At 65.2% G+C, this 16,496-nt stretch carries 15 protein-coding genes, 1 tRNA gene and 2 pseudogenes; 10 read left to right on the top strand and 8 right to left on the bottom strand.

Features of this window, described 5'->3' with window-relative positions; translation table 11 throughout:
* Positions 1-281: pseudogene (locus tag G568_RS20055) on the top strand (IS5/IS1182 family transposase); the annotation flags it as partial.
* A 56-nt stretch (positions 282-337) separates the two neighbouring features.
* Here the strand turns inward: G568_RS20055 and ettA are convergent.
* Positions 338-1,993 carry an energy-dependent translational throttle protein EttA gene (ettA, locus tag G568_RS0116760; protein WP_026759076.1) on the bottom strand — a complete coding sequence of 552 codons (1,656 nt, stop codon included), beginning with the start codon at positions 1,991-1,993 and terminating at the stop codon, positions 338-340.
* Between the two features lie 147 nt (positions 1,994-2,140).
* Here ettA and G568_RS0116750 point away from each other — a divergent pair, with 147 nt between their 5' ends.
* Together G568_RS0116750 and dacB are read left to right on the top strand one after the other, a co-directional pair.
* Entirely contained in the window at positions 2,141-2,740 is a 600-nt protein-coding gene (locus G568_RS0116750; RefSeq protein ID WP_026759075.1) for a nicotinate-nucleotide adenylyltransferase, read from the top strand.
* A gap of 62 nt (positions 2,741-2,802) precedes the next feature.
* Entirely contained in the window at positions 2,803-4,287 is a 1,485-nt protein-coding gene (dacB, locus tag G568_RS0116745) for a D-alanyl-D-alanine carboxypeptidase/D-alanyl-D-alanine endopeptidase (RefSeq protein WP_026759074.1), read from the top strand.
* A gap of 245 nt (positions 4,288-4,532) precedes the next feature.
* Here the strand turns inward: dacB and G568_RS0116740 are convergent, their stop codons facing one another.
* Entirely contained in the window at positions 4,533-4,958 is a 426-nt protein-coding gene (locus tag G568_RS0116740) for a tellurite resistance TerB family protein (protein ID WP_026759073.1), read from the bottom strand.
* A 126-nt stretch (positions 4,959-5,084) separates the two neighbouring features.
* Between G568_RS0116740 and G568_RS0116735 the strand changes: the two genes are divergently transcribed.
* The 3 genes from G568_RS0116735 to G568_RS0116725 all read left to right on the top strand — a co-directional run bounded on the left by G568_RS0116735 (position 5,085) and on the right by G568_RS0116725 (position 9,582).
* Positions 5,085-6,659 (top strand): lysine--tRNA ligase, encoded by a 1,575-nt coding sequence (locus G568_RS0116735; RefSeq protein ID WP_026759072.1) that lies wholly within the window; start codon positions 5,085-5,087, stop codon positions 6,657-6,659.
* 139 nt (positions 6,660-6,798) lie between these two features.
* Positions 6,799-7,200 carry a DUF4864 domain-containing protein gene (locus G568_RS0116730; protein WP_026759071.1) on the top strand — a complete coding sequence of 134 codons (402 nt, stop codon included), beginning with the start codon at positions 6,799-6,801 and terminating at the stop codon, positions 7,198-7,200.
* 96 nt (positions 7,201-7,296) lie between these two features.
* On the top strand, positions 7,297-9,582 hold the full coding sequence (locus G568_RS0116725; RefSeq protein WP_026759070.1) for a glycosyl hydrolase family 28-related protein: 2,286 nt from the start codon (positions 7,297-7,299) through the stop codon (positions 9,580-9,582).
* A 10-nt stretch (positions 9,583-9,592) separates the two neighbouring features.
* Here the strand turns inward: G568_RS0116725 and G568_RS0116720 are convergent, their stop codons facing one another.
* Positions 9,593-10,099, bottom strand: coding sequence for a HugZ family pyridoxamine 5'-phosphate oxidase (locus tag G568_RS0116720; protein WP_026759069.1), 507 nt, complete (start codon positions 10,097-10,099; stop codon positions 9,593-9,595).
* A 37-nt stretch (positions 10,100-10,136) separates the two neighbouring features.
* Positions 10,137-10,838 carry a hypothetical protein gene (locus tag G568_RS19260; protein ID WP_051203133.1) on the bottom strand — a complete coding sequence of 234 codons (702 nt, stop codon included), beginning with the start codon at positions 10,836-10,838 and terminating at the stop codon, positions 10,137-10,139.
* A gap of 102 nt (positions 10,839-10,940) precedes the next feature.
* Here G568_RS19260 and G568_RS0116710 point away from each other — a divergent pair, with 102 nt between their 5' ends.
* The 3 genes from G568_RS0116710 to G568_RS0116700 all read left to right on the top strand — a co-directional run bounded on the left by G568_RS0116710 (position 10,941) and on the right by G568_RS0116700 (position 12,385).
* Positions 10,941-11,279 carry an antibiotic biosynthesis monooxygenase family protein gene (locus G568_RS0116710; RefSeq protein WP_026759068.1) on the top strand — a complete coding sequence of 113 codons (339 nt, stop codon included), beginning with the start codon at positions 10,941-10,943 and terminating at the stop codon, positions 11,277-11,279.
* Between the two features lie 76 nt (positions 11,280-11,355).
* Entirely contained in the window at positions 11,356-11,763 is a 408-nt protein-coding gene (locus tag G568_RS0116705) for a universal stress protein (RefSeq protein ID WP_026759067.1), read from the top strand.
* 25 nt (positions 11,764-11,788) lie between these two features.
* Entirely contained in the window at positions 11,789-12,385 is a 597-nt protein-coding gene (locus G568_RS0116700) for a rhodanese-like domain-containing protein (RefSeq protein ID WP_026759066.1), read from the top strand.
* 28 nt (positions 12,386-12,413) lie between these two features.
* Here G568_RS0116700 and G568_RS0116695 read toward each other — a convergent pair whose 3' ends face one another.
* From G568_RS0116695 to G568_RS19250, 4 genes are all read right to left on the bottom strand, one after another.
* Entirely contained in the window at positions 12,414-13,577 is a 1,164-nt protein-coding gene (locus G568_RS0116695; protein WP_026759065.1) for a dihydrolipoamide acetyltransferase family protein, read from the bottom strand.
* Between the two features lie 4 nt (positions 13,578-13,581).
* Positions 13,582-15,579, bottom strand: a complete 1,998-nt coding sequence (pdhA, locus tag G568_RS20050; protein ID WP_037374389.1) for a pyruvate dehydrogenase (acetyl-transferring) E1 component subunit alpha — start codon at positions 15,577-15,579, stop codon at positions 13,582-13,584.
* 196 nt (positions 15,580-15,775) lie between these two features.
* Positions 15,776-15,851, bottom strand: a tRNA-Ala gene (locus tag G568_RS0116685).
* A gap of 176 nt (positions 15,852-16,027) precedes the next feature.
* Complete coding sequence (locus tag G568_RS19250; protein WP_281169019.1) at positions 16,028-16,300, bottom strand: SPW repeat protein; 273 nt, start codon at positions 16,298-16,300, stop codon at positions 16,028-16,030.
* Between the two features lie 68 nt (positions 16,301-16,368).
* Between G568_RS19250 and G568_RS20365 the strand changes: the two are divergent.
* A pseudogene (locus tag G568_RS20365) lies at positions 16,369-16,496 on the top strand (IS5/IS1182 family transposase); the annotation flags it as partial.

Here is a 16,496-nt window from a genome sequence, read left to right as displayed (position 1 = left end):
CTCGCAAAAACGCCAAGCCGTGGAAGACCGTCACCGCGGGTGCAATGGCCAGAAACGAGGCCCTGCGAGCTTCGAAATACCTCGGCCGCGCGATCTGGCGAAACTGGAGTGGATACCACCGCCGAAGCCGCGTCGAGACCAAAATGCACTGCGTGAAAATGCTGGGCCAGCGCCTCATGGCGCGGGACTTCGATCGTCAGGTTGCGGAAGTCCAAGTCCGCATCCTCGTCATGAACGGCTATACCGCGCTCGGCATACCCATAACTGAGCCCGTAGGATGAGTCTGTCTGGGGAAAGGGGGCGTCTGGCCTTCAACCAATTTGTGCAACAGAGTCCCTCACCTCGTAAACTTCTTATACTTGATCCGCTTCGGCTCCACCGCGTCCGGGCCCAGCCTACGCTTCTTATCTTCCTCGTATTCCTCGAAGTTGCCCTCGAACCATTCCACGTGCGCCTCGCCCTCGAAGGCAAGAATATGGGTGCAGAGGCGGTCGAGGAAGAAGCGGTCGTGGCTGATGACGACGGCGCAGCCGGCGAAATCTACCAGCGCATCCTCGAGCGCGCGCAGGGTTTCGACGTCCAGGTCGTTGGTCGGCTCGTCCAAGAGCAGCACGTTACCGCCCGAGCGCAGCAGCCGCGCCATGTGCACGCGGTTGCGCTCACCACCTGACAGCAGGCCCACCTTCTTCTGCTGATCGCCGCCCTTGAAGTTGAAGGCCGAGCAGTAGGCGCGGGCGTTTACTTCGGCATCGCCCAGCTTGATGATGTCCAGCCCGTCGGCGATTGCCTCCCACACGTTATCGTTGGGGTTCAGCTCATCGCGGTTCTGATCGACATAGGACAGTTGCACGGTATCGCCGTATTCAACGGTGCCCTCGTCGGGCTCTTCCTGCCCCGTCAGCATGCGAAAGAGGGTGGTTTTACCCGCGCCATTGGGGCCGATCACGCCGACGATGCCGCCCGGGGGCAGAGAGAAGCTCAGATCTTCGATCAGGAGCTTGTCGCCCATTGCCTTTTTAAGCCCGTTCACCTCGATCACCTTGTTGCCAAGGCGGGGGCCGTTGGGGATGATGATCTGTGCGCGGCTCAGTTTCTCGCGCTCGGACTGGTTGGCCATCTCGTTATAGCTGTTGATGCGGGCCTTGGATTTGGCCTGCCGGGCCTTGGGGCTGGCGCGCATCCATTCGAGTTCGCGCTGCAGGGTCTTTTGCTTGGACTTGTCCTCGCGCGCTTCTTGCTCAAGGCGCTTGGCCTTTTGCTCCAGCCAGCTGGAATAGTTGCCCTCGTAGGGGATGCCACGGCCGCGGTCCAACTCAAGGATCCAGCCGGTGATGTCGTCAAGGAAATAGCGGTCATGCGTGACGATCAGGATCGTGCCCTTGTAGTCGATCAGGTGCTGTTGCAGCCAGGCGATGGTTTCCGCGTCCAGGTGGTTGGTCGGCTCGTCCAGCAGGAGCATGTCGGGCGCTTCCAGCAGCAGCTTGCACAGCGCGACGCGGCGCTTTTCCCCGCCCGACAGGGTGGTGACATCCGCATCGTCCGGCGGGCAGCGCAGGGCCTCGAGGGCGACGTCGATCTGGCTGTCGAGATCCCACAGGTTGTTGCTGTCTATCTCGTCCTGAAGGGCGGCCATCTCATCGGCGGTTTCGTCGCTGTAGTTCATGGCCAGCTCGTTGAAGCGGGTCAGCTTGGCCTGTTTCTCGGCCACGCCCAGCATCACGTTCTCGCGCACGGAGAGCGCGGGGTCCAGTTCCGGCTCCTGCGGCAGGTAGCCCACGCGCGCGCCTTTGGCGGCCCATGCCTCGCCGGTGAAATCCTTGTCCTGGCCGGCCATGATGCGCAAGAGCGTGGATTTACCCGAGCCGTTGACACCCACCACGCCGATCTTGACGCCGGGCAGGAAGTTGAGGTGAATGTCCTCGAAGCACTTCTTGCCGCCGGGATAGGTCTTGGAGACACCGGACATGTGGTACACGTATTGATAAGACGCCATTCGTGCTCTCCTTGGGGCTAGGCCTTCGCGTTGACGGCGTAGATAACCCCCTTGCCGGTCAGGAGCAATGCGCAGTGTGATTGGCGCAGTTTGATTGACATTGCCGCCCGGCCACCAGACAACTCGTGGAATTGTCGGGAGGGGGCAGTGCGCCACGAGTTACCATATGCGCGCGCCGGTCAGAGGATCGGATTGCTGGGCGGGTCGTTTGATCCGGCCCATGCGGGGCATGCGCATATCACGCGAGAGGCGCTCAAGCTGTTTGGGCTTGATCGTGTGTGGTGGCTGGTCAGTCCCGGCAATCCGCTCAAGGCGGAAGGGCCGGCGCCGATGCAACAGCGGCTGGATCGGGCGCGGCAGGTGATGACGCATCCGCGCGTGTGCGTGAGTGATATCGAGCTGCGCCTTGGCACCCGCCACACCGCGCAGACGGTCGCCGCGTTGCAGCGGCGCTACCGGGGGGTGCGGTTCGTGTGGCTGATGGGGGCGGACAACCTGGCGCAGTTCGATCAGTGGCAGGAATGGCATGACATCATGGCGCGGGTGCCGGTGGGGGTGCTGGCACGGCCGGGGCAACAGATTTCCGCGCGGGCCTCGCGGGCGGCGCGGATCTACCGGGCGGAGCGGTTGGGCGCGCGGGCTAGTCATCTGCTGGCGTGGGCCGAAACCCCTGCGTGGTGCTTTGTCAACGTGCCGATGGTTGATCTATCCTCGACAAAGATCCGATTGCGCGGGGATTGGACCTGATGCAGGTGGGGCCGAAGCGATCAGGCTTGCGCGGTTCGGCGGGTATGAAGTAGATTTCACCAATGTTCACTGGTATTTCACGGCGCTTTTTTCTTGCTGGTTTGGGCAGCCTCGTGTCGGGGGCTGCGTCGGCGGCGGGGATGGGTGTTTCGCTCAGGCCGCAGCTGCGCCCTGATGGTATCGTCGGGGGCGCGCCGGTCTCGGCGGAGGCGCTGGTGTCCCAGGCGCTACCGGATGGGACGGTGTCTTATACCGTCGCCGATGCCGCCACGGGCGAGGTGTTGGAAAACCGGCTGGCGGGTGTCGGCCTGCCGCCGGCCAGCGTGACCAAGACGATTACGGCGCTTTACGCGCTGGATAATCTCGGGGCCGGGTACCGGTTTGCCACGCGGCTGATCGCCGAAGGGACGTTGCGCGATGGTGTGCTTGATGGCGATCTGGTGCTGGCGGGCGGGGGCGATCCGACGTTGGACACCAAGGCGCTGGCGGAGTTGGCGAGCGCGCTGAAGGCGGCGGGCCTGCGCGAGGTGCGGGGGCGGTTCCTGGTGTGGGCGGGGGCGTTGCCCTACCGGCGGCAGATCGATTCGGCGCAACCGGCGCATGTCGGGTATAACCCGGCGGTTTGCGGCTTGGCGTTGAACTTCAACCGCGTCCATTTCGAGTGGAAGCGCGCGGATGGCAAGTACGGCGTCAGCATGGACGCCCGCGCCGGGCAGTACCGCCCCGAGGTGCAAGTCGCGCAGATGGCGGTGGTGGACCGGGGAACGCCCGTTTACACCTATAGCGACAAGGGCGGCGTCGATCACTGGACGGTGGCGCGCGGCGCCTTGGGCAACGGCGGCGCGCGGTGGCTGCCGGTGCGGCGGCCGGACCTGTACGCCGCCGATGTGTTTCGCACGCTGGCGCGCTCGCATGGGATCGAGCTGCCGCGCGAGGAATTGGCGGAGCGGGCGCCGCAGGGGAGCGAGCTTGCCCGGCATCACAGCGACACGTTGCAATCGATTTTGCGCGGAATGTTGAAATATTCCAATAATTTAGTGGCCGAAATGGTGGGCATGATCGCAAGCCGCAAACGCACCGGGCAGCCGGTTGGAATGAGGGCCTCGGCGGGGGTGATGAGCCGCTGGGCCGAGGTGGAATTGGGGATGGAGGACGTGGTGCTGGTGGATCACTCGGGGCTGGGCGATGCCTCGCGGCTCAGGGCCGGGGACATGGTGCGGGCGCTGGTGGAGAGCCGGGCGAAAAAGGCGCTGCATCCGCTACTAAAGACCATACCGATGCGCGCGGCCAATGACGGCAACAGCAACGACATTACCGTGCGGGCCAAGACCGGCACGCTGAATTTCGTAAGCGGGTTGGCGGGTTACATAGAGGGCAAGGGGCAGAGGGAGCTGGCCTTTGCGGTGTTCAGCGCCGATATGTCCCGCCGCGCCGAGATACCGAGGGCGCAACGAGAGCGCCCGCGCGGCGCCCGCCCATGGAACCGCCGCGCCCGCCGGTTGCAGCGAAAACTGATCGAGCGGTGGGATAGGCTTTACTTGGCGTGATGATGGGCGGTTTGGTGCGCCTTGGTTAGGGCCTGGAAAAAGATGTCAGTCAGGCACAAGCCGGGCGCGCGCCTGCCCGTGGGATGGCGCTGAAGCGGTTTGACAGCGCGCTTTATCCCGCCACATACCTCCAACAGATAAATGGCAGTGCCCGACCTCCAAAGCGCCAGCCCGCCGGAACGGGCAGGCGCTCGCCCGGCGCCTGTCGGCGCTATTCGGGCGGGGTGGCGGCTTGCCGAAAGAGGTCAGCCGGGCAAGTGGCGGGCGCGGGCGCCGCGTTCGATGGCGGCGGCGTGCAGGCGGTCGATGGTCAACTCGTAGCGGATTTCCTCGAGCAGGCGCAGTTCCTCTTCGCGCAGGGTGCCGTCGGCGGCGGCGACGTCGCAGGCCAGGGCATAGGCGGTCTCGTAGAGGTGCTCGGGCAGGTTGTCGCGCAGGAGGCCGAACAGTGCATCAAGCCCGTCTTCCTGTTCGAACAGATCAAACACGGTTTGCGCCATGATGTTCATGCGGTCGATATCGTAGGCGGCGAACACCGGCAGGTTGTTCACGGCCTGCTCGATCTTGACAAGCTCGGAGGTGCGCATGTTTTCATCCGAGGCCGAAATGGCGATCATGACCGCGACAAGACAGTCCTGCGGGCTGAGTGGGTGGGGTATCTGTTGGGTCATTGCGATCGGTCCTTCAGCCAGCGTTGTTGCAGCGCAGAATATTGACTGTCGCGCGCAGCCGCAATAGGAAGCGGCGGTCTGCCGCGCATGGGGCGCGTGCGGACCCTTTCTCATATGGAGCACCCGATGTCTGATCTGCGTGACGCCGCCCTCGTGTCGAAAGCTTGGCCCTTTGAGGAAGCGCGCAAACTGGTCAAACGCTATGAGAAGGCGCCGCCCGAGAAGGGGCATGTCCTGTTCGAGACGGGCTATGGCCCCAGCGGATTGCCGCATATCGGCACCTTTGGCGAAGTGGCGCGCACCACGATGATCCGCCGCGCGTTCGAGTTGATCAGCGATATCCCCACGCGGCTGGTGTGTTTTTCCGACGATCTGGACGGGATGCGCAAGGTGCCCGACAACGTGCCGGACCCGCGGCAACTGGACCAGCATTTGCAGCGACCGCTGAGCGACGTGCCCGACCCGTTCGGCACGCATGACAGTTTCGGTGCGCATAACAACGCGATGCTGCGCCGGTTCCTGGACACGTTCGGGTTCGAGTACGAGTTCATCAGCGCGACCAGCTTCTACCGCGAAGGCCATTTCGACGAGGTGCTGCTGCGCGCCGTGGAGCGGTACGATGATATCATGGCGGTGATGCTGAAAAGCCTGCGCGAGGAGCGGCGGCAGACCTATTCGATCTTCCTGCCGATCCACCCGGAGACGGGGCGGGTTTTGTATGTGCCGATGAAGAAGGTGGACGCGGCAAACGGCACCATCACCTTTGACGACGAGGACGGGCGCGAGATCACCCTGCCGGTCACCGGGGGCAACGTGAAGCTGCAGTGGAAGCCCGATTTCGGCGCGCGCTGGGCGGCACTGGGCGTGGATTTCGAGATGTATGGCAAGGACCATTCCACCAACACGCCGATCTATGACCGGATCTGCGAGATCCTGGGCGGGCGCAAGCCGGAGCATTTCACCTATGAGCTGTTTTTGGATCAGAACGGCGAGAAGATCAGCAAATCCAAGGGCAATGGCCTGACCATCGACGAATGGCTGAGCTATGCCAGCACCGAGAGCCTGTCGTATTACATGTATCTCAAGCCCAGGACGGCCAAGCGGCTGTCGTGGGACGTGATCCCCAAGGCGGTGGACGAGTATCACCAGCAGCTGCGCGCCTATCCGGGCCAGGACGCCAAGGCGCGCGTCAACAACCCGGTGTGGCACATCCACGGCGGCACCCCGCCTGAAAGCCACATGGTGGTGCCGTTCTCGATGCTGCTGAACCTGGCCAGCGTGTCGAGCGCGGAGGACCGCGAGACGCTGTGGGGGTTCATCCGCCGCTATGCCCCCGAGGCCAGCGCCGAGACGCACCCCGACCTGGACCAGGCGGCGGGGTTCGCGGTGCGCTACTACAACGATTTCGTCAAGCCGGGCCGCGTCTACCGCGCGCCGACCGAGTTGGAGCGCGAGGCCTTGCAGGATTTGCGCGATCAGCTTGCCGCCTATGACGGGCCGGTCGAGGACGAGGCGCTGCAATCCATCGTCTACGCGGTGGGGCGCGAGCGGTTCGAGCCGCTGCGCGATTGGTTCCGGGCACTTTACGAGGTGCTGCTGGGGGCCAGCCAGGGGCCGCGTTTCGGCGGTTTCATCGCGCTTTACGGAGTGGAAGAGACGGTGACCCTCATCGACAAGGCGTTGGCGGGCGAGCTGGTCTGAGGACAGGCTGGGGGCGCTGCCCCCGTCGCCTGCGGCGACTCCCCCGGGATATTTTGGGCCAGAAGAAGCATGGGCGCGGCGCGTTTGATCGCGGCGTGGGGCGCGCTATGTCCAAGCCCCTGTTACGGGAGGTATTGGTATGCGACGTCTTATAGTGAACCTGTTGCCCGTTTTGTGGCTGGCCTTGCCGGCCGCGGCGCAGGAGGGAGCGATCGAGGATGTGATCACCCGTCAGTTCGAGGCGTTCAAGGGCGATGATCCGGTGCGCGCCTTCGAGTTTGCAAGCCCGACGATCCGCGACACGTTCCGCACGCCCGAGAATTTCGCCGCGATGGTGCGGCAAGGTTATCCGATGGTTTGGAGCCCCGGGGCGGTGCGGTTCGGGCCGCTGCGCGAGGTGGCGGGGCACCTATGGCAGCGGGTGCGGGTGCGCGACGCGCAGGGGCGCGAGCATTTGCTGGACTACCAGATGCAGCAGGTCGACGGCGCCTGGAAGATCAACGCGGTGCAGGTCCTGAAGGCGCCGGGCGTGGGCGTCTGAGGCACCGTCACGGTTGTCTCAGGGGGTGTTTACCCCTTTCGTGTCATTTCCTTTCGCGGTTGGGCGCAGGGCCCGAGCGGCACGAAAGGGAAACACATGAACAAGGCGATCACAGACGGCATCGAATTCATGCCCCCCGCCTTCGCGGCGGGGTTGGGGCAGTGGTCATCGCAGGATGGCACGCCGGGGGCGGACACCTATGCCGATGCGCTTAATGCCGCGCAGGTGCCGGCGGATCAGGATTTCGGCGGCTGTCTCGAATTGCAGAAGGTCGACACGGTGCAAAAGCTACGCTTCATGGGGGAGACGCCGCTTTTGCCCGGCTGCTACTTGCGGATCACGGCGCGGGTGAAGGCGATCAGTGGCAACCTGCCGTCGGTGCGCATCGCCGGTTGGGCGGGGGCGCCCAGCGGCACGCATGTTGCGGGCCTGATCGAGAACGGCCCCGAGGTTGCATTGCAGGCTTACGGCGAGGTGGTCGAGGTCAGCGCTATCGTCGGCGCGGGCGCGCGGCAGGGGGTGCACATGGTCTGGGGCGCCGAGCCGGTCTACGGTCATTTCGGGCTGGACCTGACGGGGCCATCGGGGGGCATCGTGCGGATCGACGATATCATCGTCGAGGACATCACCCACGTGTTCCACCGCGACATGATGAACTGGGTCGATGTGCGCGATTTCGGCGCCATGGGCGATGGGGTGAGCGATGACAGCGCCGCCTTCATGGCCGCGGATGCGGCGGCGCAGGGGCGGCGGGTGTTGGTGTCGGCGGGCACGTACCTGTTGCTGCAGAGCGTGACGTTCCAAAGCCGCGTGCAGTTCGAGGGCAAGGTGCAGATGAGTGACGATCATTTGCTGCTGTTGACGAATAATTTCGACCTGCCCAGCTATATCGACGCGTTCGGCGACGAGGTACAGGCGTTTCGCAAGGCGTTCCAGGCGCTGTTGAACAATTCGGACCATGAATCGCTGGACCTTGGCGGGCGGCGGATCAATTTGGATGCACCGATCGACATGCAAAAGGCGGTGGCCAACAGGACCCAGTACGCGCAGCGCCGGCATATCCATAACGGGCAGTTCTATGTCGAGGACGCGGCCAATTGGGACACCAAGGTGTTCACTTCGCTGGCGAGCTATAATCCCGATGATCCGCTGCGCCTGACGGGGGTGGCGAACGTGGCCAATATCCCGATTGGATCGCTGATCGAGGGGACGGGCGTGGGCCGCGAGGTATATGTGCGCGCCCGCGACGTGGGCACGCAGGAAATCACCCTTTCGATGCCGCTTTATGATGCGGCGGGCACGCAGGAGTTTACCTTTCGCCGGTTCAAGTACGTCCTTGATTTCAGCGGGTTCGACAAGCTTTCGAAATTCTCGATGTCGGATATCGAGTTTCAGTGCAATGGCCGCGCCAGCGCGGTGATCCTTGCGCCGACGGGCCTTACATTCCAGTTGCGCGATTGTTTCATCACCCGGCCCAAAGACCGGGGACTGAGCAGTATCGGGATCGGCTGCCAGGAGATGCTGATCGATCGCTGCCAGTTTCTGTCGGATCAGAGCGGGATGCGCGCGCAGGATCGCACGGTGGTTGGCCTGAATGCCAATGCCAACGACGTGAAGTTGCGCAACAACCGGATCACGCAGTTTCGGCATTTTGCCGTGCTGGGGGGGACCAGCTCGATCATCACGGGCAATCACTGGTTCCAGGGCGATGACGAGCCGCAGGGCGTGCGGACGGCGGGGCTGGTACTGACGTCGTCGCATAACCGCGCGACGATCAGCGGCAACTACATCGACAACTGTTTTATCGAATGGGCCAACGAGCATGACCAGGCGCCGGACTTCAGCAGCGAGTTGTCGTTCAGCGCGCTGAACATCTCGGACAACATTTTCCAGTCGATCGACGTGGCGCCGTGGTTCCGGTTCATCGTGATCAAGCCGTACGGGCCGGGGCATTTCATCGATGGGTTGACCATGGTGGGCAACGTGTTCCGCGCCATTCGCGGCGATATCGGGCGGGTCGAGCAGGTGGATACCAGCTTGGCCGAGCTGGATTTCTCGCGGATGCGCAACATCGTGGTGAGCGGCAACATGTACAACTCGGTAGAGCAGGGGATCATGAACCCGGCCGTGATCCAGCACACGCAATCCGGCGCGGCGCAGACCTGGGCGGTGGATTGCGCGGGGCCGCTGCCGTTCGGGGGGTATGCGCAGCATATCGACGCGATGGTGATGCGCAGCCGGATCAAGGACGGGGCGGATGTCACGCGCCACGAGTTGCCGTATACGTTGACCGAGCAGGGGACGGCGCGCGACCAGGTGCATCTGGGCTGGCCCGAGGCGATGTCGGGCAAGGTGTCGATCACGGTGCGCATGGATAACTAGTGCGCGCGGACTAGCGGGGCTGCGCCAGGCCCATGTCGGCGTGGGTGAGGTGATACGCCTTGCCGAAGCCGCCATTGAGCATGGCGCGGTCCACGTCGAAGAGGACGAAAGCGAAATCGGCAAAGCCGGCGTAGAGCTTTGCCTTGGGGTGCTGCGCGAGGTAGTGGTGCAGCAGGGCCTTGTGCCGGTCCGCGCCGTGGCGGACGAAATGCGCCCGCGCCTGAAGCGTCAGGCGCGGGTGATTGAGCGGGTCGCCGCGCCCCGCGGGGCCATCGAGCAGCAGCGAGCAGCGCGGATCGGCCGCGAGCGCGCGGCTATGCGCGGCGAGGTCCGAGATCAGCGAGAGCGGCAGGCCATCCGGGGCGCGGCCAAAGGCGATGCGGCTGGCCATCGGGCCGGCGGTGTCAGGGTCCAGCACGGCCAGAGCGGCGGTGCGGGCCTGCGCCAGCAACCCGCGCGCCATCTCACGGGCGTCGTCGTCGGTGGGCCGGATGCCGGGGGCGGGTGTATCTTGCATGGGATTGGCGTAGAACAGCGCGCGGCGCGGCGCAACGTCAGAACCGCCGCCACAGGGCGATCTTGGCCCCGGTGTGACGGGGGCCACGCAGGGTGTGCGCCAGTCCCAGCTCAAGCTGCATGCCGCCGCCCAGGTCCATCACCAACGAGGGCACCAGCCGCGCGAAGGGCGGATCGTCCGGCGATTGGCCAGCCTGCAGTTGCAGCATCGCCCGCAGGCCGTCGCGCGGGCGCAGGCCGATGGTCATGTCCGTCTTGAAATCGAGCGTGCGGCGCGTCAGCCCGATCTCGGCCAGGGTGTCGATAGACACCCAGCCCTGACCAAGTGCGCCGCTTATACTGCGCCCGAGCGATAGCCCCGGCCGCAGCACGGCCTGCCGCGCGATGCGCCCGACCCCAAGCTCGGCGGCGGCGGTCAGGCCGGTCAGGCCCTTTAGGCCCGGGACGGGCAGGGCGCGGCGCACGAACACCACCGCCTTGGCGTTGCCCGAAACCGCGCGACCGGTGTCAAGGCCGGCGGTCAGGCGCGGTGTCAGCCCGAACTCGGCATAGAGGCCGGAATAGGATGAGGCCGCGCTTGTGCCGGGATAGGCCGAGACGATGACCTGCCCATTGCCGGGGCCTTGCATCCATACCCCGGCAGTGGCGGCGGCGCCGGCCCAGAGCATCGCAAGAATGGTCAACGCGCGCAGCATCGCGGCTCCCTCCTGGGTTAACTGTCCGACAGTATTGGTAAACATTCGGTTAATCGCGCCATCCGCCGCGCGCTCGGCAAAGAAAACCGATTGCCGCACGCGCCGGTCTGGGCTTAGGCTGGGACTGGACAACCGCAGGAGGGTGCGATGCCGAAGATTGCCGAGGACAACACCTATCAGACCGTGATCACCACCTTCGAGATGACGCCGGGCACCTGCCAGGATCTGCTGGATGAGCTGAGCGATGCCTATGCCTCGTTCATCTCGAAACAGCCGGGGTTCATCGCGGCGGGCTTGCATGTGAACGATGCGCAGACGCGGATCGCCAACTACTCGCAATGGCGCCGACGCGAGGATTTCCAGGCGATGCTGCGCACCGAGGAAATGCGCCGCCGCAACCGCCGCATTGCCGAGCTATGCAAGAGTTTTGAGCCGGTGATGTACGAGGTCGCCGGCACCTTTGGCGACACGGGCGACACGGCATGACCTGAATCAAGGCGCGGTCCGGCCCACCCTGCGAGGCTGAGCGGCGAAAATGACGCGCGAAAGAAAGGATAACGCGATGTATTCCAATATTCTGGTACCTGTATCGTTCGACGAGGACCGCGACGTAAAAGGCGCGCTGGAGGTGGCGCAGGCGCTGGCCGGGGAGGGGGCGAAGATCACCCTGTTGCACGTGATGGAGCACATCCCCTCCTACGCGATTTCCTACATGCCGACGGAATACCTTCTGGAAAGCCGCAAGGCGATCGACAAGGAGTTGGCGGACCTGGTCGAGGACCTGCCGGGCGGGCACAGCGAGGTGGTCGAGGGCCATGCCGGGCGCACCGTGCTGGAATGGGCCGAAAAGCATGATGTCGATTGCATCGTTATCGCGTCGCACCGCCCCGGCATGCAGGATCTGCTGCTGGGCTCGACCGCGTCGATGGTGGTGCGGCATGCAAGCTGTGCGGTGCATGTGATCCGGTGAGATTAACCTATCAGGGAGGTTTGGAATGCTGAGGATAGTTGCGATTCTGGCGCTGGCCGGCACGGTTGCGGGCGGCGCATTGGCCGAGGACAAGCCGGTGAAAATCCGGCCTGACATGCCATCGGTCACGGTGCCGACCCCGGGTGGCGGCACCGCCGAGATCAAGCGCATCCAGGACAACGACCACGAGGTCACGGGCGAATGGGCGCGCACATCGCGCGCCTGCCCGCCGTTCTGCATCCAGCCGATCCGCCCCGCCGAAGGGGTGACCACGATCGGCGAGCTGGAGCTGATCGAGGCGCTGAAAGACCCCGAGGTGGTGGTGGTGGACAGCCGCACGCCCGATTGGTTCGAGGGGGGCACCATCCCCGGCGCGATCAACATCCCGTATACCCAAGCTTATGACCGGATGGGCGAGCTGGGCTGCGAGATCGATTTCGACGGCTGGGATTGCGAGAACGCGAAGCGGGTCGCGCTGTTTTGCAACGGGCTGTGGTGCGGGCAATCGCCCACGGCGATCCGGCGCATGATCGATGGCGGCTACCCGGCCGAGCGGATCAGCTACTACCGCGGCGGCATGCAAAGCTGGCGCGTGCTGGGCCTGACGGTGACGGGCGAGTGATGCATTGCGCGGCGCGCCCCGGCGCCGGTCATAGCGCCGCCGGGGCTTGCAGGCCCGCGTCGATCGCGGCCAGGAACCGGGCGCCGAGGCGTCCGTCGCTGACGCGGTGGTCGGCCGAGAGGGTCGCGGTGACGGTCATGCGCGGCGCGATCGTGTCGCCGGTGACCCATGGCCGCGAAACCGGCGCGCCAAAGCCGACGATTGCGACCTGCGGCGGGTAGATCACGGCGGCCATGGCATCGGCGCCGGTGTCGCCCATTGCCGAGACGGTGATCGTGCCATCGGTCATTTCCGACGCGCGCAGCCGGCCGCTGCGCGCGCGCGTGACAAGATCGCGCATCCGCGCCATCAACGTATCCAGCGGCAGGTCCTGTGCATCATGCAAGGCGGGCGCCACCAACCCGCCACCGCGCAGGGCAATCGCCACTCCGGCGTGCACCGCCGAAGCGGGGTGAAAGCCATCGGCATCGTAGTGGCCGTTCATTTGCGCGGTCTCGGCGGCGGCGCGGGCGGTGGCCTTGACCAGTAGCGCGCTCATCAACAGGCGTGCACCCGGCGCGCGGGTGGCATTGGTCTCGGCGAGCCAGTCAGAGGCGGTTTGCAAATCGATAGTCTGGGACAGGTAGTAGTGCGGGATCTCGCGTTTCGAGCGGGCCATCGCGTTGGCGATGGCGGTGCGCATCGCGGCCATATCGAGCCCGGCGCCGGGTTCGGCTTGCGGTTTGCGCGCCGGGGCGGCAGCGGCCTCGACATCGGCCAGGACAATGGCGCCGCCGGGGCCTGTGCCGCTGAGCGCGGCAAGATCCACGCCGCGCTCAGCGGCAAGCGCCCGCGCGGCGGGGGAGGCGGGCGGTGTTTCGTCCGTATCCGGCATGGCGGGCGGCGGTGCGGGTGCTTTGGGCGCGGGGGGCGTCTTGGGCGGTGCTGCTGCCTCCGCCGGGGCCGGGGCATTGTCGCCGGGCGCGCGGATCGTGGCCATGGGGGCCCCAACGGGAAGGGTTTCGCCGATGTCGGCATCGAGCGTTTCGACCGTGCCATCCTGGAAACATTCGATCTCGATCGCGCCTTTCTGGGTCTCGACCACCGCGACAACGTCGCCGCGCGTGACCGTGTCGCCGGGCTTGATCATCCACTCGGTGAGGGTGCCCGCCTCCATGTCGGCGCCGAGCGAGGGCATGGTGAAAACGGCCATCTGATCACCCCTTGCCCATCGCCGCGCGCGCGGCGGCGACGATCGCGGCAACCTGCGGGATCGCCGCGTATTCCAGGTGCGCGGCATAGGGGATCGGCACCTCGGCCGAGCACACCCGCCCCACCGGCGCATCAAGTCGCCAGAAGGCGCCCTCAGTGATGCGTGCGGACACCTCGGCGGCAAGCGAGCCCGAGCGCCAGCCTTCGTCGATCACGACCGCGCGGCGGGTGCGCGCGACCGAGGCGAGGATGGTTTCGTCGTCAAGCGGGCGCAATGTGCGCAGGTCTATCACCTCTGCCTCGATGCCCTCCTTGGCCAGTTCGCGGGCGGCCTCCAGCGTTTTGAACAGGGAGCCGCCATAGGTGATCAGCGACAGATCCCCGCCGGGGCGGCGGATCGCGGCCTTGTCGATATCGACGGCGCCCGCGTTCGCATTGATTTCGCCGGTCATGTTGTACAGCATGACGTTTTCGAAGATCAGAACCGGATCGGGGTCTTCAAGCGCTGTCAAAAGCATGCCGCGCGCATCCTCGAGCGTGGCGGGCGCCAGCACCCTGAGTCCCGGAATATGCGCGTACCACCCTTCGAGCGAATGCGAGTGCTGCGCGGCCAGTTGCTTGCCCGCGCCGGTCGCCATGCGGATCACCACGGGGCAGCCGAACTGATTGCCCGACATGTGCCGGATGGTGGCGGCGGTGTTGAGGATCTGGTCCAGCGCCAGGATCGAGAAGTTGACGGTCATCAGCTCGACAATCGGGCGCATGCCCGCCGCCGCGGTGCCGATGCCGGCGCCGGTAAAGCCCGATTCCGATAGCGGCGTGTCGCGGATCCGGTCCTCGCCAAATTCCGCCATCAGGCCCTTGGACACCGCGTAGCAGCCGCCATAGGCGCCCACGTCCTCGCCCATCAGGAAAACGCGCTCGTCGCTGGTCATCGCCTCGCGGATGGCCTGTTTGACGGCCTCGCGGTAGCTGATCTCGATCCGTTCCTGGGCCGGTTGGGGCGCGGGGGGCGCGGGCCGGTCCTCGGACATGACGTGTTTGGTCAGCGTCTCGATGGGCTCCCACTCCCCGGATTCGGCAAATGCCACGGCTTCGGTGATTTCGGCGTCGATCTCGGCGGTGATCGCGTCGATCTCGGCCTTGTGGATCAGGCCGTTTTCCAAAAGCCACCCCTGGAACCGCACGATCGGGCCCTTTTGCCGCCACTGCGCCACCTCGGCCTTGTCACGATAAAGCTGCGCGTCGAACATCGAATGCGCGCGAAAGCGGTAGGTGCGCGCCTCGATCAGGTAGGGGCGGCCGGTTTCCCGGATCCGTGCCACGGCGCGGCGCGCGGCGGCCTCGACGGCGATCACGTCCATGCCATCGACGACTTCGCTCTCAATCCCGTAGGCCGTGGCCTTGGCGTGGATATCGGTCTGGGACTCCGTGCGCACCAGCGCCGAGCCCATGGCATAGCCGTTGTTTTCGCAGATCCAGAGCACCGGCAGATCCCAAAGCTCGGACAGGTTCATGGCTTCGTGAAACTCTCCCTCGGCCACGGCGCCTTCTCCGAAGAAACAGGCGGTGACGTTCCTTTGGCCGGTCATCCGGTCAGCCAGGCCCAGCCCCGCCGCCAGCGGCAGGCCGCCGCCGACGATGGCGTTGCCGCCGTAGAAATTGGCGCCCGCGTCGAACAGGTGCATCGAGCCGCCGCGCCCGCCCGAGCAGCCGTTGGCCTTGCCGTACATCTCGGCCATGACCGGCCCCATCGCGATGCCACGCGCCAGGGCATGACCGTGCTCGCGGTAGGTGGCGACGATGCGGTCGTCCGGCCCGAGAACCGGGATCACCCCCATCGCGACCGCCTCTTCGCCATCATAAAGATGCAGGAAGCCGCGGATTTTCTCGCGGGTATACAGCTCGGCGCATTTGTCCTCGAAGCGGCGGATGCGGATCATGCCGCGTAGCAGGTCTCGCACATGGGGGCGAGTCAGATGTGGCTTGGTATCGGTTGTCATCTCGCGTCCGCCTCCAGCGTGGAAACATCACCTTTGGGCAGGTCAGGTGCGTCACCGCCCCCCATTGAGTGAGCCTATTCAACCTTGATCCGCTTCGCCTTGACGCAGGTCAAGGGTTGCGTTCGCAGGGGAATGACGCCGGGGGCAAGTGACAGGAAAAGATTATGTAGCAACAAGTGGTTGCTGTTTTTGGGATTGGTGGAGCCGAGGGGAATCGAACCCCTGACCTCGTCATTGCGAACGACGCGCTCTCCCGACTGAGCTACGGCCCCGGCGCGGTGGAGTTTCGCGCGCGACACGGGGAATGCAAGGGGCCACATGTCGCGGGCGGGGGGCTCTGCGCAATAGAGTGGGGCGAGCAGTGCTGCCCGCCCCGGTTGGTTGAGTTGGCTATTGCTGGCACGACCCCTGCGCAGTCACGCAGGCGGTCCGCCGGTGTTGGCGGGGGTCAGGCCGTGCTCATCCCGCCGTGGCTGTAGAGCGACCAGCCCGCCAGGACCAGCGTGAGCACGCCGAGAATGACGGCGGTCCACATCGCGGCGACAAGGCCGGTAAAGCCGAGGATCCACGGCGAAGCGATCAGCCAGACGCCAAGCACTATGCCGATCCATTCCTCCCATTCGCGGAAGTCGATCAGCGCGGCCAGTGCCAGCACGACCATGATCGCGCCCACGATCAGGGCGTTTCCAAACGCGGCCATTTGACCGGCATATCCCAACACCCAAGGGCTCTGTTGCACAAAGCGCGTGAGGGATTCATGTCGCGAATCCAGTGTGGTAGCTGGGCGACATGAGCAGACCCACACCCCCAACCTACAAGACCAGGAACTGGCCGGCCTATAACGAAGCGCTCAAGCGCCGTGGCTCGCTGACAGTCTGGTTTGACCCGGAGATGATCTGGGAGGCTGCGCCGACCGG

The organism is Sediminimonas qiaohouensis DSM 21189 (assembly GCF_000423645.1).
In the GTDB taxonomy this organism is placed as follows: domain Bacteria; phylum Pseudomonadota; class Alphaproteobacteria; order Rhodobacterales; family Rhodobacteraceae; genus Sediminimonas; species Sediminimonas qiaohouensis.
The sequence above is the reverse complement of the archived record's forward strand: the minus strand, read 5'-3'. Positions and strand labels throughout refer to the sequence as shown.